At 66.3% G+C, this 18,688-nt stretch carries 15 protein-coding genes and 3 pseudogenes; 5 read left to right on the forward strand and 13 right to left on the reverse strand.

The window, feature by feature from the left end; all coding sequences use genetic code 11:
* Positions 1-97: 97 nt before the first annotated feature.
* Positions 98-472 (forward strand): annotated as a pseudogene (locus tag AB0D10_RS27275) (transposase); the annotation flags it as partial.
* Positions 473-524: 52 nt separating this feature from the next.
* Here the strand turns inward: AB0D10_RS27275 and istB are convergent.
* Positions 525-1,295, reverse strand: a complete 771-nt coding sequence (gene istB, locus AB0D10_RS27280) for an IS21-like element helper ATPase IstB (RefSeq protein ID WP_360261269.1) — start codon at positions 1,293-1,295, stop codon at positions 525-527.
* Positions 1,292-2,710: an IS21 family transposase gene (gene istA, locus AB0D10_RS27285; RefSeq protein WP_360261271.1), complete on the reverse strand. Its 1,419-nt coding sequence runs from the start codon at positions 2,708-2,710 to the stop codon at positions 1,292-1,294. The genes istB and istA overlap by 4 nt, the downstream gene beginning before the upstream one ends.
* Before the next feature lie 141 nt (positions 2,711-2,851).
* Here istA and AB0D10_RS27290 point away from each other — a divergent pair.
* Positions 2,852-3,181: pseudogene (locus AB0D10_RS27290) on the forward strand (IS701 family transposase); the annotation flags it as partial.
* Between the two features lie 406 nt (positions 3,182-3,587).
* Positions 3,588-3,668 (forward strand): annotated as a pseudogene (locus AB0D10_RS27295) (NUDIX hydrolase); the annotation flags it as partial.
* Positions 3,669-4,083: 415 nt separating this feature from the next.
* Here AB0D10_RS27295 and AB0D10_RS27300 read toward each other — a convergent pair.
* The gene (locus AB0D10_RS27300) at positions 4,084-4,845 is read right to left on the reverse strand and encodes a methyltransferase domain-containing protein (protein WP_360261273.1); all 762 of its coding nucleotides are present in this window, start codon (positions 4,843-4,845) and stop codon (positions 4,084-4,086) included.
* A gap of 610 nt (positions 4,846-5,455) precedes the next feature.
* Between AB0D10_RS27300 and AB0D10_RS27305 the strand changes: the two genes are divergently transcribed.
* Positions 5,456-5,878, forward strand: a complete 423-nt coding sequence (locus AB0D10_RS27305) for a DapH/DapD/GlmU-related protein (RefSeq protein WP_317620843.1) — start codon at positions 5,456-5,458, stop codon at positions 5,876-5,878.
* On the opposite strand, the gene AB0D10_RS27310 is transcribed toward AB0D10_RS27305, so the two are convergent.
* Genes AB0D10_RS27310 through AB0D10_RS27325 form a run of 4 tightly spaced genes read right to left on the reverse strand, consistent with a single transcriptional unit; the run spans position 5,875 to position 9,594 of the window.
* A complete protein-coding gene (locus AB0D10_RS27310) occupies positions 5,875-6,600 on the reverse strand; it encodes a phytanoyl-CoA dioxygenase family protein (RefSeq protein WP_360261275.1) in 726 nt (241 codons plus the stop codon). The genes AB0D10_RS27305 and AB0D10_RS27310 overlap by 4 nt on opposite strands.
* Entirely contained in the window at positions 6,597-6,818 is a 222-nt protein-coding gene (locus AB0D10_RS27315; RefSeq protein WP_188302151.1) for a hypothetical protein, read from the reverse strand. The genes AB0D10_RS27310 and AB0D10_RS27315 overlap by 4 nt, the downstream gene beginning before the upstream one ends.
* Positions 6,818-8,488, reverse strand: coding sequence for a hypothetical protein (locus tag AB0D10_RS27320; protein ID WP_360261277.1), 1,671 nt, complete (start codon positions 8,486-8,488; stop codon positions 6,818-6,820). The genes AB0D10_RS27315 and AB0D10_RS27320 overlap by 1 nt, the downstream gene beginning before the upstream one ends.
* A complete protein-coding gene (locus AB0D10_RS27325; protein WP_360261279.1) occupies positions 8,485-9,594 on the reverse strand; it encodes a glycosyltransferase family 4 protein in 1,110 nt (369 codons plus the stop codon). The genes AB0D10_RS27320 and AB0D10_RS27325 overlap by 4 nt, the downstream gene beginning before the upstream one ends.
* A 274-nt stretch (positions 9,595-9,868) precedes the next feature.
* Between AB0D10_RS27325 and argS the strand changes: the two genes are divergently transcribed.
* The gene (argS, locus tag AB0D10_RS27330; RefSeq protein ID WP_360261282.1) at positions 9,869-11,593 is read left to right on the forward strand and encodes an arginine--tRNA ligase; all 1,725 of its coding nucleotides are present in this window, start codon (positions 9,869-9,871) and stop codon (positions 11,591-11,593) included.
* 17 nt (positions 11,594-11,610) lie between these two features.
* On the opposite strand, the gene AB0D10_RS27335 is transcribed toward argS, so the two are convergent.
* Genes AB0D10_RS27335 through AB0D10_RS27360 form a run of 6 tightly spaced genes read right to left on the reverse strand, consistent with a single transcriptional unit; the run spans position 11,611 to position 18,361 of the window.
* Positions 11,611-12,222 (reverse strand): hypothetical protein, encoded by a 612-nt coding sequence (locus AB0D10_RS27335; RefSeq protein WP_360261285.1) that lies wholly within the window; start codon positions 12,220-12,222, stop codon positions 11,611-11,613.
* Positions 12,219-12,971 (reverse strand): sulfotransferase, encoded by a 753-nt coding sequence (locus AB0D10_RS27340; protein WP_360261288.1) that lies wholly within the window; start codon positions 12,969-12,971, stop codon positions 12,219-12,221. The genes AB0D10_RS27335 and AB0D10_RS27340 overlap by 4 nt, the downstream gene beginning before the upstream one ends.
* A gap of 32 nt (positions 12,972-13,003) precedes the next feature.
* A complete protein-coding gene (locus tag AB0D10_RS27345; RefSeq protein WP_360261290.1) occupies positions 13,004-13,867 on the reverse strand; it encodes a histidinol-phosphatase HisJ family protein in 864 nt (287 codons plus the stop codon).
* Positions 13,843-14,412: a nucleotidyltransferase domain-containing protein gene (locus tag AB0D10_RS27350; RefSeq protein ID WP_360261293.1), complete on the reverse strand. Its 570-nt coding sequence runs from the start codon at positions 14,410-14,412 to the stop codon at positions 13,843-13,845. The genes AB0D10_RS27345 and AB0D10_RS27350 overlap by 25 nt, the downstream gene beginning before the upstream one ends.
* Complete coding sequence (locus tag AB0D10_RS27355) at positions 14,409-17,507, reverse strand: pyridoxal-dependent decarboxylase (RefSeq protein WP_360261295.1); 3,099 nt, start codon at positions 17,505-17,507, stop codon at positions 14,409-14,411. Before AB0D10_RS27355 ends, AB0D10_RS27350 begins: the two co-directional genes overlap by 4 nt.
* Positions 17,507-18,361, reverse strand: a complete 855-nt coding sequence (locus AB0D10_RS27360; RefSeq protein WP_360261299.1) for a hypothetical protein — start codon at positions 18,359-18,361, stop codon at positions 17,507-17,509. The genes AB0D10_RS27355 and AB0D10_RS27360 overlap by 1 nt, the downstream gene beginning before the upstream one ends.
* Positions 18,362-18,688: the final 327 nt, after the last annotated feature.

The raw sequence follows: 18,688 nt of genomic DNA on the forward strand, positions 1-18,688 counted from the left end.
AACTTGGCCCGTAAGGCAGTGACGAGCGGACGCACAGTCATGGTCCACCATCCCACCAACTCATGCTGAACAAGCACTAATTGAGATACAAGCCCCCGGACGGATCGAGAACAGCCAGGTCGGCGTCTTCCTCGCCTACGCCTCCAGCAAGGGAAGAGCGTTGATTGACCGTCGGCTCTACCTGCCCGAAAACACCTGGTGCCAGGACGCGGAACGACGCCGCAAAGCCGGAGTGCCCGACGACATCGTCTTCACGACCAAACCCCGCCTCGCCCTGCAGATGATCGAGCAGGCGCTGGACGCCGGAATCAGCACGTCATGGGTGACCGGCGACGAGGCCTACGGCCAGGACCCCGGCCTGCGGGCCGGCCTGGAGGCCCGTGAGATCGGCTACGTGCTGGCGATCTCCTGCGCGACCAGGGTGCGGATCAACCAGGGACGCACCGCGATCCGCACGGACCAGGTCGCCGACTGTCGGCGTACTGATCTGAGTGCTCCAGTCCGTACGGAGTTGTGTGCACCACTCAGGCGACGTCGGTTTCGCGGTCGATGGCCTGGAGGCGGTTCTTGAGGCGGTAGCTGTTGCCGTTGATCGAGATCACGTCGCAGTGGTGCAGGAGCCGGTCGAGGATGGCGGTGGCGAGAACCTCGTCGCCGAAGACCTGGCCCCACTCGCTGAAGGTCTTGTTCGAGGTCAGGATGATCGAGCCCTTCTCGTAGCGCTTGGAGATCACCTGGAAGACCAGGTTCGCCTCTGCGCGCTCCAGGGGCTGGTAGCCCACCTCGTCCACCACGAGAACGCTCGGCCGCAGGTAGGTGCGAAGCTTGCTGGTCAGGCGCCCGGTGGCCTCTGCGGTCTTCAGGTGGCGGACCATGTCGTCGAGGCTGGTGAAGTAGATCGAATAGCCGGCCCGGCAGGCGGCGACCGCGAGGGCGACAGCGAGGTGGGTCTTGCCGACCCCGGGCGGCCCCAGCAGGGCGGCGTTCGCCTTTGCCTCGACGAACGACAGCGTGGCCAGGTCCTTGACCTTGCGCGGGTCGAGTTCGGGCTGGAACGCGAAGTCGTAGTCGTCCAGGGTCTTGTGGTGCGGCAGCTTCGACAGCCGCAGGCCCTGGCGGAAGCGGCGGTCGTCGCGGACGGCGAGTTCCTCGGCGAGGACGAGGTCGAGGAACTCGAGGTAGCCCATCTTCGCCTCGTCCGCGCGCTTGGCGTACTGATTCAAGCCCTCGGCGAGGTGAGGCAGGCCGAGCTTGCCGGCCATGGTGCGGATGCGGTTGCTGACCAGCTGGCTCAACGGGCGTCCTTCGTTGGGTAGTTGGTGGTGAACGGACGGGTGCCGGTCAGCTCGTCGTAGACGGACAGCGGCCTGCGGCCGACCTCGACGCGGGCGACGGCGGCCCGGTTGAGCAGGGCCCGCAGCGGGCCGTCCTCGTCGGCCAGGGCCTGTTCGCGGCGCGGCCGGACAAGGGCGTCGCCCGTCGTGACGCGCCTGTTGTCTCCCTTGGGCAGGCCGTCCCAGTGCCGCTCGTCGACGACGCGGGCGCCGCGGCCCACCGCCCTGGAGTGGACGGCCAGCAGGGTGCTGCCAGCGGAGTCGGGGACGGTGGAGTGGAGCACGATCTGGGACTTCGTGGCCCGGATCTCGACCAGCTGGCGCGGGCGGACCTTGCGGGCGGGCACCGAGTAGAGGTTCGCGTCGAAGGCGACCAGGCAGTCCTTGCCGACGTGCCGCAGGTGCCGCTGTGCGACCACGTAGGGCGTCCGCGGCAGCGGCCGCAGGACCACGTGGTCGCGGATCGCGCGCAGGCCGATGACCTCGCCGTGGGTGCCGTGGACCCGCGCGCGCCGCAGCGGCACCCAGGCCGTGAACGCGGCGTCGAGTTCCTCGATCGAGGAGAACGCCCGGCCGGCGAGGACGTGGTCGCGCACGATGGCGACCTGCCGCTCGACCCGGCCCTTGCCCTGGGGCCGGTAGGCGGCCAGCACGTCGATGTCGAAGTCGTAGTGCCCGGCGAACGCGACCGCCTCCGGGTGGAGCGGGACCGCCTCGCCCGGTGCGACGTGCCGGCGGACCACGGTCTTGGTGCGGTCGTAGACGATGCTCATCGGCACTCCGCCGAAGTGCGCGAACGCCTGGCGGTGGCAGTCGAAGAATGTCGCCAGGTCCTGGCTGGTGGTGAAGCAGCAGAACGGGTCGCGCGAGTACGACAGGACCATGTGGAACGAGTAGACCTTCGGGATGCCGACGTGGGCGAGAATCCTGCCCTCATCGCCCCAGTCCACTTGGGCCTGGGCACCGGGCACGACCTCGAACCGGCCGTGCAGGCCAGCGAGTTCGCCCGGATTGATGCCCAATTCCTCGGCGATCCTCGGCCTCGCCTCCTGCAAGTACAGCTTGATCCGCTGGTAGTTGATGGCGATCCCGTACTCCTGGACCAGCCGCTCGTGGATCACCGTTCCCTTGAGGAGAACCTCGGACCGAAGCATTGCGTCGATCAGCGGGGCGACCTCGTCGACCGTCCGCCGCCGGGGCAGAGCACCGGCCGCCCGCTGCGGAGGCGCGGCCGGGACCTGGCCCGACAGGTACTTCGCGACCGTGCGGCGGTTCAGCCCGGTCTCCTTCGCGATCTGCCGCAGGCTCATCGCTCCGGAGTCGTACAGCGCGCGATACCGCCTCAACTCCAGCCAGCGATGCGGGTCCAACACCACGGTCAACCGCCCCTCTGCCGCTCGAACCGACGACAGCAGGCTCACGGACGACAGCCGTTCACCGCATCAACTTTGGCGCACAGTCACCCGTACGAGGTGGTGCACGTTGACTCGTACGCCGACACCGACCGTCTCCCCGACTCCGCCTGGCACCGGCAGAGCGCCGGACCGGGGGCGAAGGGGCCCCGCTACTACGACTGGGCCTGGGTGCACATCGGCACCGGCGACCACCGCCACCTGCTGATTCGCCGCAACCCCACGACCGACGAGCTCGCCTTCTACCTGTGCTGGTCTCCCCGGACCGTGCCGCTGTCCGAGCTCGTCCGCGTCGCCGGCACCCGCTGGTGCATCGAAGAATGCTTCCAGGCGGCCAAAGGCCAGGTCGGCCTGGACCACTACCAAGTCCGGAACTGGACCGCCTGGCACCGGCACGTCACCCTGGCCATGTTCGCCCTCGCGTTCCTGGCCGTCGCCGTCGACGACGCACGGCCGACCAGACCTGCGGATCCGAACCGTCCCGCCCGCAGCGGAGAGCCGGTCGACCTCACCGTCCCGGAGGTTCGCCGTTTGATCAGCGCACTGTTCAGTCCTCCGGACATGTCCCTGCGCGCGCTCTTGCACTGGTCGAACTGGCGCAGAAGCCACCAGGCTTCGGCTCGTCGCAGCCACTACCGGCGGCGACTTTCCGTCCCCTCATGCACGTAGATCGCGAAGTCGCACTGGAGTACTAGCCGCCCTCATGGAGATACTCCAGGCCGTTGACCGGGGGTACTGCCCGGAACGGAACTGCCCCTCCACCTCGCTGAGGCCGCGCACAGACTCACCGGGGTCCACCCTGTGCACTGATCACGGACGCGGTGTGGGGCTTGACGGCCGCCTGGACGACTACGACATCCACCCGAGCATGCGCCAGCAGATCGGCGACTACCTCAGCGGTCAAGACCCCTACCTGGGCTGAACCCGCGCTGTGGCGGCCACGCGCTCCTCCGTATGGGCCACGGCGGCGTCGATCTCAACCTCGGCACGCTGGGTGAAGCGCCCCACTAATCTGTTGGCTCCGCACCGGCCGGTGGTTCCCCGACCCGTTCCTCCAAGCTCATCCTCTCGCCATCCGGGGTCGCGGCTCATGTCGCAGTAGATCAAGGCCTCCACTAGCGCCTGGTCCTCGTGCGAGTGCACCCATCATTGGGGGCAGGCAATCAGCGAGTTCCCTTTCTGTGATCATGCGCGCCCAGGCGGACACCTCTCACCTATATCGCTTGGCCTGCCCGATCGTGGAGTCTCGTAGACCCGCCTGCTCGATCGTCGGAGCGGTTGCACCCCGATCAGCCGTACGGGCAGCGGATGCTTGTCGCCTTTGGGCGTGCCTCACGCTACGCCAGCCGCTTGGCAGTTACGACTACTGCCGTCTCAGCGAAGAAGAACCGTGCGCCAGCAGCCGCCTCCTGCACCGCTGCGTGCCATGCCTCGACCTCATCGACGTCTACAAGGCCCTTCCTCCGAGAGGCTGTGAGGGTCAGCGCTTGCCTTATGTTCTCAATGCGCCGGGCTGCTTGGCCGACCAGCTCAGTTGAGGACGTGACCCACGTGGCGACCCGCTCCGAGATCAGCGGCGATGCCTGAACCAGCCCGGGCAGCTTCCGGCCGATTCGTCCATCCGCATGGTCCATCCACTGCTGTTGATCATCAGTGAAGGCATGGCAGATCCGTCTGTCCAGGTCGCGGTCCACCCCCGCTACCATGATCGAGTCGAAGTCAACGTGCGCTACGACGGCGCGGCCACCAGGTTTGAGTAGCCGCCAGATCTCCGCCAGGAACGCGGGCGCGTCCGGAAGGCACTCGAGCACGTTGTACGAGACGACCGCATCAGCACAGCTATCTGGCAGAGGGACTGGCTCTCGGAGGTCTGTCACCAGGACGTCGCTTCCGCCAGCGTGATCAGCAAGCAGTTCCCGGGCTGCTTCGACACTTGCTGTAGAGCGGTCGACCCCAGTCAGATGCACTATCGGGAACCGACAGGCGAAGGCCGCCAGCGTCGGTCCCCTTCCACAGCCGAGATCGACTACTCGCCCGTGGAGTGGTGGTTCCACTGAGTCAACCAGGTGATGGTGAATTAGCCCATCCTCTTCGGACATCCCGACTTCTCCATCAATGCTGCGACCTGCGGACAACTGACCACCCTGCGCACGAGAGAACGGTGACCGGCTGCGTGAAGCCGGAAGTAGGGGCTGCTCGCCTGCCAGTGACACCACCGATGTTCTGGATGAGCGGATGGTGTTACCGGCCATGACAACTCTGGCTACTCTGACCTGCGGTGATTCATAAGGAAAGCTACATGTCCCTGCCGATTAATCAATGACGCTTGCTGTGGCCTATTCGGGTGACTTCGCAGCAGCGAGCCCGACAGTCGGTTGGCAGTCGGGCTGTGCGGCAGTAGATGACGATGGCCAGGGCTGAGACTTTGCGGTCGACGTGAAATCATTGCCCGCAAAACCGGCATGATTGACGATCGGGATGAACCGTCCAGGGGCTCAGCTGAGCTGTTCGCGCGACATGCAGAGATCTAGTCGGGCAAGGGCCACGAAGGCGCCATTCCGGGTTCGCGAGGCGCTTGCCGCTGTCACGATGCGCAAAGTCTTGCCCATCTTGGGTAACCAACCGCCCTGCGCTGGGTAGGTATTGCTGGCGAAGTGACAGCTGGTGCAGGTGGGAGGGGCTTCAATCGTGACTCCGGAGCGACTGTGGATGACGGCGATCGCATTACGCAAGCGCGGATATCGTCGACTTGCCAAGCGCGTCAAGCAGTTGAACTCGTTGATCTATCACAACTCGCTGGCCGCCGGCTGCGATGTCAGCCCTGACGTCTACCTCGGGCACCACGGGATGGGAACCGTGGTCCACGACAACGTGACCGTCGGCAGTCACGTCCGGATCTGGCAGAACGTCACGCTCGCCGTTCGCGCTCCCGCAGGGTCGCCGCACCGGATCATCATCGAGGACAACGTGGTGATCGGCGCGAACGCCGTGGTCATCACCCCTCATCTCCAGAGCGTGCGGATCGGGCGGGGCGCAAAGGTCGGTGCCGGCGCCGTAGTGACCGGTGATGTCCCCGCTGGCGCGACTGTCGTCGGAGTCCCCGCCCGAGTCATCCGCGAGGGTGCCAGCTAGATTGCCACGCCGTTGATCGTCTCAGGCGGCCGTTGCATGCCCAGCAGGATCCGCAGCGTTTCGGTGCGTCCCCAGGGCCCGGGGCCCGGCGGGTCACTCATCGGCCGCACCCACCGTTCGACGAAGCTGAGGAGGATGGCTGACCGCGGGGAGCTAGAGGCGTTGAACCCGGAGCGGTGCCACGTCGCGGCGGCCATCACAAGAAGTGTCCCCGGCTCGGCCTCGAAGATGGTTGGTTCGTGGTCGCCAACTGGACCCGCGCGGTGCGGTGCTGCGTGGGATCCGCTCAGCAGCTGCGTGGCACCGTTCGCTTCGTGGAAGGGGTCCAAGGGTAAGACACATTGGAGCCCGAGAAGTGAGCCGCTCACCATGGTGGGCATCTCGTTGTACGGGTAGTCGATGTGCCAGTCGTCGACAGGCTGGCCCGGCTGCACCATGTTGAGGCTGTAGTCGGAGAGCAGGAAGTTCTCGCCGAGCAGGTCTTTCAACGTCGTGGTGAGCAGCGCGTTGTTGAGCAGGTCGATGAACGGGTCCCCGTGCTTGAAGAGGTCCCAGACTCGGGTCGACTTCGGGTAGTGGTGGGCATGCTGACCAACTGCGAGCGCCTCGCTCAGGACTCGCAGTTCGGCGCAGGCTGCCGGACCGAGGAAGGCCGGCCAGGCCGCATGCCCGTGGGCACGGACGTCGGCAGCAAGTCGACGTGAAGGAGCGGGAGTTGTCATCGGTCAACGTGTCCTGTCGTTTGGGCTCGGAGCTCGATGATGGTGCCGAACCTGTCGTGGTGCGACAGGTCGACGAGCCTGGTGCCGGCGGAGAGCAGTTCGGTGATCTGGTCGACCAAGTTGTCGACGTCGCTGTTGGCGTGACGGACGTCGAAGGTGGAGATGAGCTCCAAGCTCGGCTCGACGTCGTCCTGGTCGCGGTTGGCATCTCGGGTCATCACAGCTCCAGTGAGTGGCGGGTGTAGCGCTCGGTCAACGACTCGGGCGGAACGAGCTCCACGGGCTGGGACTCCAGCCATCCGCTGATCCGAGTGAGGTAATCCTCGATCGCGCTTGTGCTGGGCAGAGAGGCGAGGTCAAGCAGCGCGCAGGCCGGATCGGCCGTGTCGAACAGCCGTGCCAAGGCCCTGTAGAACAGCTGCTCGCCGTCAGCGACGGCCTTGATCGAGCAACTCCCGATGACTACGGGTGTAGGCACAGATGGGGCGAGCCGCTGCCAGCGCTCAATCCACCCAGGCGCGGTCCGGCTCCGCGAGATGAGTAGTTGCACTCCTTGGTCCGCGATCATCTGGGGAGGATGCCTGGGGGCGTCACCGCCGAGCAGTACTGCCCGAGACCGCGGAGGCTTACTGGCTTCAGTATCGATCTGGGCCACGGCGGTCATGTCAGCTTCCGAGGTCTCGTCGACTATCAGCGCTCCTCGAAGGGCGCGGGGGAGGGAACCGCGCAGAGCAACTGGGCTCTGGCCGGCGCCGGGTATCAAGATGAGCATCAGGCGGCGCAGCGGAATCCCGATCCGACTCGGCTGGGCCAACGCATCGATCGCACGGATGACCGTAGCCAGCCCGCCGTGGTTGGGCGCCGGGCGCGTCGTGCGGAGGGGACGGGCCAGGGATGCTCGGATATGACTGGCGAGAACTACCGGATCAGTCGACGCAGTTGCTCCGCCGTACTGTTCGGCGATCCTCGCTGCGTGCTCGTCCAGCCCCTCCATGAAGGAGACGTCCGGCACCAGGACGAGCTGGGCCTGCCCGAGCAGGGCTTCGGACAACGCATTGTTTCCTGGCTTAATGACCGCAACGTGTGCGGCCGCGAGTAGAGCCGCGAGCTGTGGCTCGAATCGTCGAACCGTGACGTTGGGAGTCTCTTGCAGTGCTCTGCCGGCGTAGTAGGGGCCGGTGACGAAGACGAAGCGGGCCGGGCTACTCTCCTCCCGCAGCTGGGCCGCGACGTGCGCACAGGCGTGGAACAGCCGGTCCCCGTAGCCATCCGGCATCTGGTCGCCGCCGGCACCGCCGTTGACCACCACGAGACGCTCGCCCGCGGGGGCGTATCGCTGCCGCATCTGCCCGATCTCCGCAGGGCTGGGGCAGTAGCAGAGGTTGCCGACGAAGGTGAAGCGACCACTTCCTTGAACAGCCGCCACGGATTGCCCGCTGTGCCCTTCCCGTCCAAAGTCCTCGGGGCTCTGGGCAATGAGGATCGCGTCGTAGGCGCCGAACCGGCCTTGGCTGCGGAGTAGGTCGAAGGAGGTCCCGTCGAGGCGACGCATGACGAGCAGCCGCGGCCGGTGGGCGAGGGCTGGAAGTGAGAGGTAGCGAGGATCAGGGTAGGTGTCCTCGATCACCACCGCAGGGTCCAGCCGGTGAAGGAGCCGGTCCAGGACCGCGGTGTAGCTGTCCTCGGCAACGGCCGAGGACACCCGATGCAGCAGAGGGAAGTTGACGACCTCGACGGCCGTGTCGCGGAACAGGCTCAGCGAGCTCGCTTGGCTGACGATGACCGGTCGAAGTCGGCCCTCCTTGCGGATCGCCTCGGCGATCAAGATGGCGCGTCGGATGTGGCCGAACCCGATGCCGTTCTTTACGAGCAGGACTACCGTCTTCACAAATCTCCTCCTGGCGTACGGGCTGGCGCGGGGAGCCTCAGCAGCGACAACAAAGTGCCTCGGGCCCGCGCCTCGGTGTAGCCGTGGATGATGGACTGCCTGGCTGCGGTCCCGAGTCGCCGTCGCCTGCGGGCGTCGTCGGCCAAGTCGACGATCGCGCGGCCCATGCCGTGCACGTCCCCTTCGCCGACTAGCAGGCCGTTGACGCCGTCGTTGATCACTTCGGGGATGCCCTCATGCCGGGTGGCAATGACGGCGGCCTCCGCGCCCATGGCTTCGAGGATGGACACCGGCAGTCCCTCCGCGTCGCCGTCGACCGATGAGGTGACCGCGTGGTGCAGCATGATGTCGGCTCCGCGGATGAGAGCCAGGGCCTGTTCGTGCGGTAGCCGTCCATGGACGGAGACGTGGTTGGTGAGCCCGTGCGCGTCGATGAAACGTTGGACGTCGGGCATCAGGGGCCCGTCCCCAACAAGATCGAGTCTGAGTCGCGAGTCCGCACGGCAGGCATCAGCGAACGACTCCAATAGGAGAAGCGGAGCCTTCTTGGGAACCAGCCTCCCGACCGCTACGCACCGAACTTGCCGGCTGCGCGGGTGGACTGGTGTCGCCGGCCGAGTCGGGGGGATCTCGACACAACAGCGGACCACCCTTAGCCGTTCCCTTGGTAACCCAAGGTCGATCAGGCGCTCGGCCGCCCTCGCGCTCGGCACGATCAGCCCGTCTGCGGCCGCGTAGCGCAGATAGACCTCCCGCCAGTAGGAGTCGCGGAGCCTAGCGGAGAGATCGACCCCGTGTCCGCGAACCCACACCCGCACGCCGACCGAGCGCAACAAGTCGAACCACCGGTCGGCGAAGTCGAAGTACTCGACCAGCACCACCTCCACGCCGTGCTTCGCCAGGAATTCGCGAACAGCCTGCTGCCGCTTCAGGGACGGGGCGGGATCGCCCGGCAACGGGTCGAAGGTGAGGCTCGGCGCGCCCGCTGTGTCCCAAGCCGCGCGGCCGACGACGGTCTCGCCACGCGGGGGCGGGTCGCTGACGACGACGGTGTCGCTGGGCGACAGTCTCTGAACGTCCCACTGGAGGAAGGTCTCGCTGGTCACGCCGATCTCCGGCAGAAGAATGCACAGTCGCCTCGACACATCGCTCCCTATGGTTGCGGCTACTGCCTTGGACTCGTAACGCGACAGCTCTGGCCACCGGAGCCAGCCGTGCTCCTCTCCGATCAGCGGCGCGATTATCCGATCTTGATCTCGAGCGCAGCTGGCACCTCCGACGCCGGGGCTGCATGATCGTTTGGGGAGGGATGGCCTGACTACTCGTCAGAGCTGCGGCCGGGATTGGACACGTCTCTTTCGGCTCGGCTAGATTTTTGAAATGGCTAACCTGGAAGAGCTGCTGAGTCAGCGGCTCAAATCGGCGTTCGAGGCAGTGGCGGGAACTTCCGTGGACCCCCTCGTCCGACGATCCCAGCACGCGCACTTCCAGTCCGACGCCGCTCTGCCCCTCGTCCGCCAGATCGGCGGTAACCCGCGCGAGATCGCCGCTCAGGTGGTCGCAAAGGCCAAGCTCGACGACCTGTGCTCGTCCGTGGAGATCTCCGGGCCGGGTTTCATCAACCTGACCATCTCCGACGACGTCCTCGGCCAGATGCTGGCCGACACGCTCAATGACGACCGGCTGGGCGTTCCGCAGGTCGAGGGCCCCGAGACGATCACTATCGACTACTCGGCCCCGAACGCCGCCAAGGAGATGCACGTCGGGCACCTCCGCTCGACGATCATCGGTGACGCCGCCGTGCGCCTGCTCGAATGGCAGGGTCACACGGTGATCCGTCAGAACCACATCGGAGAATGGGGCACGCCGTTCGGCATGCTCGTCGAACACCTCCTGGACATCGGCGAGTCCGAGGCCGCCCACGAGCTGTCCGTAGGTGACCTCAACGGCTTCTACCGGGCCGCTCGCGCGAAGTTCGACGCCGACGAGGCTTTCAAGGACCGGGCCCGCAAGCGCGTGGTTCTTCTGCAGGGTGGGGACGAGACCACGCTGCGCCTGTGGCGCACCCTGGTCGACGAGTCGAAGAAGTACTTCCTCACCGTCTACAGCACCTTGGGTGTGCGCCTGAACGAGGATGACTTCTTCGGGGAGAGCTATTACAACGACCAGCTCCAGTCGGTTCTGGACGAGCTGGACGAGCTGGGGCTGCTCCGTGACAGTGAAGGCGCCAAGTGCGTCTTCCCCGGCGACTACCTCAACCGCAACGGCGACCCGCTGCCGATCATCGTCCAGAAGGGCGACGGCGGGTTCGGCTACGGGGCCACAGACCTCGCTACCATCCGGCACCGTCTGAGGAATCTGCACGCCACCCGGCTGCTCTACGTCGTTGGCCTGCCCCAGCACCAGCACCTCGAGATGGTCTACGAGACCGCCCGCGATGCCGGCTGGCTCGCCCCGCCGGCCCGTGCCGAGCACATCGGCCACGGCTCGATCCTCGGCAGTGACGGCAAGATGCTGCGCACCCGTGCCGGCGTCTCCGTCAAGCTCGTCGACCTCCTGGAGGAGGCGATCATCCGGGCCTCTGCCGTCATCGCGGAGAAGAACCCAGAGCTGGACGAGGAGACCCGTGCCGCCGTTGCGCGGGCTGTGGGGATCGGCGCGGTCAAGTACTCCGATCTGTCGACCGACCGTCTCAAGGACTACGTCTTCGACTACGACCGGATGCTCTCGTTCGAGGGCAACACCGCTCCCTACCTGCAGTACGCCCGGGCCCGGATCTGCTCGATCTTCCGGCGCGCCGGGGTAGAGCCCACCCGTACCATCGACACGCTGGTCATCGCGGAGCCGGCCGAGCGTGCCCTGGCACTGGAGCTGCTTGGCTTCGGCACTCTGATCTCCGAGGTCGCTGAGAACCTGGAGTTCCACCGGCTCGCGCACTACCTCTACGGATTGGCCAGCGCCTTCACGTCCTTCTACGAGAAGTGCCACGTGCTCCGCGCCGAAGGAGATGTCCGGCAGAGCCGACTGGCTCTGTGCAACCTCACCGCACGGACCCTGGCGCTCGGCCTCGAACTGCTCGGGATCGACGCCCCCAACCAGATGTGACGCAGCTGCCCCACCGACTAGCGCGATGGGGCAGGCCGCCAGTTGATCAACCCCGTCGAGGAGTGCGACCGGCACCACCGGTCGTACTCCTCGATGCTCTCCACCCCGTGGTCGAGCACCGCACGGTAGACGTCGATCGACCGGTAGGCCGCGCCCCGCTCCACCAGTGCCTCCTTGAGGCGCAGGATGGCGGCCCGCGTCACATCGTCCAAGGCCGAACGCATCGGCCCGACAAGATCGGCGGATCTGGGGCCGTCGTAGTCGCCGGCCAGCAACCACATCTGTACAGCCCATGGCACCCCCTGGTGGTGATATCGGAGTTCCCAGCCGAGCCCCGCGTCCGCCTCGCCAACAGCGTTGATGAACAGTGCTCTTCGCACGGCAGGGTCCTTGGCCCAGGCGGCGAGCAGAGCAAAGCCGGATTCGACGCGAAGGTCGCCGTAGATTTCGATGTCGATGTCCGGGACGACCAGCAGCCCGTACGCAGCCGCCCCGCACAATCTCGGCTCCCCGAATCGCTGCCACCGCTCAAGGGGCTGGAGCACATCGAGCACCTGCCGAGCTGCCTCCTGCCGGGACGCCTGCCGCTGAAGAAGCCGACAGGCGTCGCCGTCCTCGGCGAGGTTCACGCGGTGGCTGGGCCGTAGCCCAAAGCCGCGCACGCCTCACGCAGGTACTCGGGGACCTCGGAATCGGCTGGCAGATCGCGGCTCGGTTGCACCGATCCAGTCTTGATGTTCTCGGTGAAATCCCCGATGCCCCACAGCATCGGCCCGTGATCCGCGGCCCCGTAGTCCAGCATTCCCGCCTCCCAGGCCACCCCCAGATGCGCGCACACCTCTCGCGTTACCCGTTCCGGCGCGGCGGTGAGGTCCTCGTAGCGAACCGTCAGGCCAGGCAGCTCCTGCCGGGCCTTGTCCAACTCCCGCAGATACGTGGTCACCAGGTACACCGAGTCGTCAAGGTCCTTGTCGGGACGCCCCGCGATCGCGGACTGGAGGATATGCAGCGGGTGACGGAGGAGGAAGATGAAGCGCGCATCGGGCCAGCAATCGGACAGCCTGCGCCACAGCAGCAAGTTGCCCGGTGTCTTATCGACGACGATCTCCTTCCCGCTCAGAGCGAGCTCCCGGTGCAGCAGCCTGTCCCACAACAGATGCTCGATCTCCTCCTGGGGCAGGCCGGATACCCCCATGGCCAACTCGACGTACTTGCTTGTGAGTTTGACCTCCAGATCGGCCAAGTGCAGCTCGTGCGGAGCCCTGATCCGGCTATGCGTGTCCAGGATGCACCGCAGCAGCGTCGAACCGGAGCGGATCGAGCTGAGGATGAAGACCGGCGACGCGACAAGACGGCTGCATGAGAGCGCGACAGACATGGCGTCATCTCCTCGTGGTTCATGCACAGGGATCACCGGCGCCAGAAGTCGATGGGGTGCTTGCCAGGACGGAACCCGACGCTCTCCACCATCGCCGCGGCGAGGGCGAAATTCTTCCCGACCGTGGACGGCTCGTGGGAGTCGCTGCCGAACGACACCGCCTCCCCGCCTTCCTCACGCCACCAGCGGAGCACGTTGTCCGCCGGCCACGGGCCCCCGGTATTGACCTCTAGCGCCCGGCCGGAGCTGGCCAAGGCACGAAGCACAGCCCGGTACTCCTCTTGGTAGTCCGCCGAGTCGAAGGGCTTCGCTGTCTTCGGCCAGGCCCGCATGGGGTAGTCGATGTGGGCCAGGATCCCGAAGATGCTGCTGCTCTCCACCATGCGCAGGGTCTCAGCGAGATACGTGCGCATGGTCTCCATCGCCGTGTCCGCAGTGAACACGGTCGGGGCGTAGTGCAGTTGCCCGTCCACCTCCAGGGAGTGCAACGAGCCGAGAACCCTTTGGAAGTCCCGCAGTTGGACCAGCGAGCTGGTCTCGGCCGCGAACAAGTGGGGCTCACCCAGTTCGACTCCGGCCAGGATCTTCAGGTCGGGGAAGCGGGCGCGGCAGTGCTCCAGGCATTCCCAGTACCCGTCGACATCCAGCAGACCGCTGCGGGCGTGAGTGTCGATCACTCGCACTACCGGTGTCTCGGCCTGCTGGCCTGGGAAGGCCCACGCGGTGAAGTCGGCGTGGTCGGTGAAGGCAATCGCAGGTAAGCCGATCGCCAGCGCCCGCTCGCACGCCTGCTCCATCACGGCTGTGGAGGCGTCCCAGGACCATTCGGTATGCACGTGATTGTCCGCCGGCAGTAGCCGACGGTCCGGGACTATCTGCTGCTCGTTACTGTCCACTTCGTGGTCCTCTCACTGGTGGGTGAATCACTGCGAACGCCGAGGGCCCGCAGCACATCGCGGTCGGGGGCCAGTACGGTATGGCCGCTTGCCTCAGCCAAGAGCTCCTGCGCCAACCGGGTCAGATCATCCAGCTGCGGGGCTGAGCGCACGGTCAGGCGGGTGCCAAGCAGCGCCCGAAGCACTTCCACCGCGTCCGTCTCGGCCAGGTCCTCGCAGAGCGCCGCCTGCGAGCATGCCTGGCCGAGTGCACGGTGCGTTGTTGCGCTCGACAGCGCTGCCAGGCACTGCTCCACGCTGAACACCTCGATCGGATAGTTCAGATCGGGGGTGTAGCCCAGCGCCGTCTGCAGCCTGCCGAAGCCGACTCGCAGCTGCTCTCGGGTACCCGGGTCCGGCAAGTTGTCCAGCATGACAAAGCAGTCGATGTCGCTCCCAGGCCCAGCGTGCCCGGTGGCCACCGAGCCATACACGAACGCGGCCACCAGACCAGGGGCATGCTGCTCGAGGAACCGGGAGACCTGGGAGACGAGTTCGCTGCTCACTCGACGTCGCTCCATCCCGCCGGCCCGCCAGCTCGCCGACGCGTCTGCTGCGGCAGGTTGCCGCGAAGCTCAGCGAGCATCGGTTCCACCAGCGCGAGCGCTTCGGAGACCAACTTCTTCATGGCAGCGTCCAAGTCTTCGCGGGTGACCAGTGGGTTGCCCGGGCAGGCCGCCATGATCGTGTAGCTGGTGCCGGCCCCCGCTCCGATCCGGTCGTCAAGGTCCCCGAGTGCGTGCTCGTCGAAGCAGACCTCACCTGACTGGTACAGCGCAGTGTTCAGCCGCGAGGTATACGAGCTGATCACCTTGGCCGCCCGCAGCCGGCCAGCAGGGTCAAGCTCCGCCATCGCCCTACGGAAGGCTGGCGGGCAGAACACGAAGGCCAGCCGGTAGAAGTCCACATCGTTGAGCCGGACGAACAGCCCGCTGTCGTCGACTCGGCGTTCCAGATAGCGGACGATCGCCTGCCGGGACTCCACCATCGCGCCGAGCGTGCGGGTGCCGACGTGGCGTAGCAGCATCCAGGTGGCCAGGCTCTGGAAGCCGCGGGAGCCGAGGAACGGAGTGATGAGCCCGAGGTCCCAGCAGTCGTCAGCCATGACGGCGGCCTCATGACGGCTGAACTGGGTGAGCACCGCCCGGTCTCGGAAGAGGACATACGAGGACGGGTAAGGGGTGAATAGGCCCTTGTGCGGGTCCAGGGACACGGAGTCCGCGAGTTCGATCCCGGCCAGGTGCTGGCTGCGGAGCCGTTCGCTGAAGATCAGGCTGCCGCCGTGGCAGGCGTCCACGTGAAACCAGACCCCGTGTCGACGGCAGACCTCCCCCAGCGCCTCGAGGTCGTCCAAGCCGGTCGTGCGGCAGTTCCCGGCCACCCCCACGACCATGAAAGGAGTACGACCTGCCGGCGGGTCCGCCAGAAGGCGGTCCACCGCAGCCGGATCGGTGGTGAAACCCCGCTCGGTGCCCACCGACAGCACGGAGTCCCAACCCAGCCCCAGGTGGAAGGCAGCATCGCTGTGCGAGTAGTGGGCGATAGGGCCGGCCATCACCACGGAAGGCTGGGTGTCGAGCGCCCGCAGTCCCAGCTTGCGAACTTGGGGATAGGCCCGGCCTAGCGCCGCCAGCATGGCAACGTGATTGGACAAGTGGCCGCCTGTCGTCCACAGCCCGCCCACGTCCTTCACCCCGCGCAGCTCGGTCAGCGGAGAGTCCTCGTAGCCGACCAATGCCCGCAGCCACTCGATGACCTGAACCTCCACGAACGTGGCGGACGGGGCGCTGCGGTCGACCGCGATCAGGTTCTGGTTGAGCAGCGGGCTGAGGATGCTGCCGGCCAGCGCTGCCAGCGCGTTCCCCGAGTCCGGGAATGCCAGGTAGCGAGGGTGCCCTTGCCGGATGGAGTGACGGGCGATCACCTCCTCGATCTCGGCTAGAACGTGGTCGAAGCAGGATCCGGCCTCGGGGAGCGGGCCGGCGATGGTCTTCTGCAACGCAGTCGGATCGGCATGGCGTAAGAAGGGAGTCTCCGACCCGGAGCCGTGCAGAAAGTCCAACCCGACGCGGACTGCGGAGGTGAGGTCTGCCTCATGGCTGGCACGGCTAGCACTTCCGCCCACCAGGTACATGTCCAGCACCGAACGATCCACCCCGCCGACCGCAGTACCAACGGCAAGAAGCAGCTCGTCCACTAGCTGCGCGGGGTCCGTCACGAGCCGGTCGTACCAACGCACGATGCGGGACCGCTCGGCAGCAAGGTCACCAACCTCGACCGCGTCCAGGGCGTCGATCACCGCCTCGGTGCGCAGAGGTGCTCCGTCGGCCTCACCGCGGCAGTTGACCGTGATGGCTCGGCAGATGTCCGCCTCCATCGCGGCTTCGAACACCTCCAGGCACGCAACGAGCATGGCCGGATCACTGACCGACGCCAGGTGCGAGAACAGACGCGCCTCTTGAGCAGCCGGAAGGAAGTCGCCCCAGAAATGGCCCAGTTCGTGCCCATGGAGCAGTCCGCGGTCTCGAACCTTTTCGGGGCGAGCGTGGCGCCCCTCCAGCCGGAGACTTTGCCACAGCAGATCCCTCCTCTGCTGCCAGGAGACTGTCTGGACGTTGAGCAGTGCACGCTCGAAGGAGTCCGCGGCCAGCGGGTGACCGTCCTCTATCAGCGGCGCGCCACCCTCGTCCCCAGCGAACAGCTCTTCTGCCTCGACAGGATCGAGGCAATCGGCGAAGAAGATCCGGTGCCACAGCAGGCACTCGGCTGCCCGCACCGGATCGGCCGCTGCATCCACGACCTCCTCGAAGTCGATGAGCACGATCACCTCGCCGCGCAGGAACATGTTGCGCGGCGCGAAGCCCTGCCAGATCACGCCGGCGGTGAGCATCGCCTTGCGCATCGCCCGCAGCGACACCACGACACGCCCTCGTACAGCAGAACCGAGGGCGTCCGAGCGCAGCAGGTCCTCCAGGGTCTGCCCGAGGTTCGGCGTGAAGGCCCACGGGTCGGACGAGGGATCGACTCGCACCAAGGCGTAGTCGCCCTGGGCCTCGAACCGGAGGCCAGAGGGCGACGTGAACTGCCTCAACAGCCCCCCAATGCGCTCCTTGTTGCGCAGCCGAGCCTCGACGGATTCGGCCGACCAGACCAACGCCACCAGCCCGCCGGAGCTCCTGTCCGCCGACTGGACCAGGCGCGCTCGGCGCGACGGATGGATCGGGACGGCAGTCTGCGCCAGTGGCGGCTGAGAGGCCATGAATGACCCGAAGTCCGAGACCGGGGCGAGTAGATCCCGTACCGTCCGTGCAGCCGGCCCGACACCTTCGACTGTCGGCTTGTCAGACGAAGCGCTCGGCTCGAGCTGTGGCTGGAGCCCGTGGACGAGGATCACTGCCGCCCCGTGAGGGTTCCTCTCCGCAACAGCTCGCGCCGCCAGAACATCGTCTGCTGCGGCCCGAGACTCAAGCTGAGCGAGCACGATGGCGTACCGGCGTCGGAATCGCTCCGACAGCGAACTGCTCTGCGCAACCAGCTCGAACCAACTCGTCACCCTCTGCTCGTGGTCGGCCGTTTCGAGGGCGCGCGGGGTCGTGGGCATCACGCGGTCACCCTCGTATCCGATGAGGGCTGAGCCCGGAACTGCTGCTCCAGCTCGGCGAGGATCTGGGCCTTCAGCCGCGGGTCCTTGGTGTGGTACATCGAGCCGGCGACCACCTTGCGGTCGCAGTGGAAGACCTTCAGCGGCCAGCCCTCAGGGAAGGCGATCCGGCGTCCGCCGGTGGTCCCGACGTGTGACACGAGATCCTCCCAGTTGTAGCTGAGGTCATCCCTGTCGATGAACACATCGAGGTCGAACCCACCGAGCCGGGCCGCCACCGCGGTGAAGCGTTGGACGTCGTAGGCGACGAAGTGGGTCGACAGCCGGTTCACTGAGCGCACACCCGGCTCAATCTCGGCGCCTTCGTCCTTCAACGCCCAGGACCATTGGTGGTAGTCGTCAACCTTGCTCAAAGCTGGTACGTCGGGACAGCTCTCGAAGAGTCGTCGGCAGGCTGCCAGCACGTCGAAGGACGGATCGGTGCGATACATCACCACGTCGTCCTCGATCACGATCAGGTAGGGCGAGCGGAGGGCGAAGAGTTGGCGGTGCCCGTTGTTTGAGCCATCACCCGAGGCGACAAATCGATGGCGCCGGCGAACCCTCAGTTCGTCAACACCCCAGCCAGCCAAGAGCGCCGGGAGTTTGGAAGCAACCTCGGGAGAAGTACCGTCGCAGTGCAGCATGACCTCGAACGACTCCTTGGTCGAGTCGGTGAGCGCTTCAAGGCAGCGCGGCAGCGTCGTCTCCAGCAGGTCCAGGTTGCTGTGGAAGAGGAACACGATCCGGAACGTCGGATCCGTAGGTGCCAAAGCGCCGGCGGACGAAGCTGGATGGGCGGAGATGTGGGCCACGAGGTCTCTCCTACTGGCTATAGGGTCTTCCTTGCGTATGGCTGAGAAAGCGGTGAGATCGTCCGTGGAGCTCTCCTCTCTCATGGTCCAGCGATGCTGGCCGCCGCCGAACGGATGGCGACCGCGTTCCGGGACGTTCCGCAGACACCTGCGGACGTTCCGTAACCATCGGCGGTCGTGCGTCTCCGCGCGGCAATCCGTCCGTCAAGGGTGGATCTACGGAGAGTCAGATACCAGACCGCGTATGCGGACACGGAGTCTGTCCGTATGGATGCGACCTAATACGGTCTCGGTCGCCGAAGTCACGGCCCGATGCTCTGCGCGATG

The organism is Kitasatospora sp. NPDC048545 (assembly GCF_040651155.1).
Classification (GTDB): domain Bacteria; phylum Actinomycetota; class Actinomycetes; order Streptomycetales; family Streptomycetaceae; genus Kitasatospora.

What these genes read in the sequence shown, in the direction of transcription:
- AB0D10_RS27310 (WP_360261275.1), bottom strand. Translation starts at nt 6,600, where the DNA reads ATGACAACTCCCGCTCCTTCACGTCGACTTGCTGCCGACGTCCGTGCC.
- AB0D10_RS27355 (WP_360261295.1), bottom strand. Translation starts at nt 17,507, where the DNA reads ATGCCCACGACCCCGCGCGCCCTCGAAACGGCCGACCACGAGCAGAGG.
- AB0D10_RS27305 (WP_317620843.1), top strand. Translation starts at nt 5,456, where the DNA reads ATGACGGCGATCGCATTACGCAAGCGCGGATATCGTCGACTTGCCAAG.
- AB0D10_RS27300 (WP_360261273.1), bottom strand. Translation starts at nt 4,845, where the DNA reads ATGTCCGAAGAGGATGGGCTAATTCACCATCACCTGGTTGACTCAGTG.
- AB0D10_RS27340 (WP_360261288.1), bottom strand. Translation starts at nt 12,971, where the DNA reads ATGTCTGTCGCGCTCTCATGCAGCCGTCTTGTCGCGTCGCCGGTCTTC.
- AB0D10_RS27315 (WP_188302151.1), bottom strand. Translation starts at nt 6,818, where the DNA reads ATGACCCGAGATGCCAACCGCGACCAGGACGACGTCGAGCCGAGCTTG.
- argS (WP_360261282.1), top strand. Translation starts at nt 9,869, where the DNA reads ATGGCTAACCTGGAAGAGCTGCTGAGTCAGCGGCTCAAATCGGCGTTC.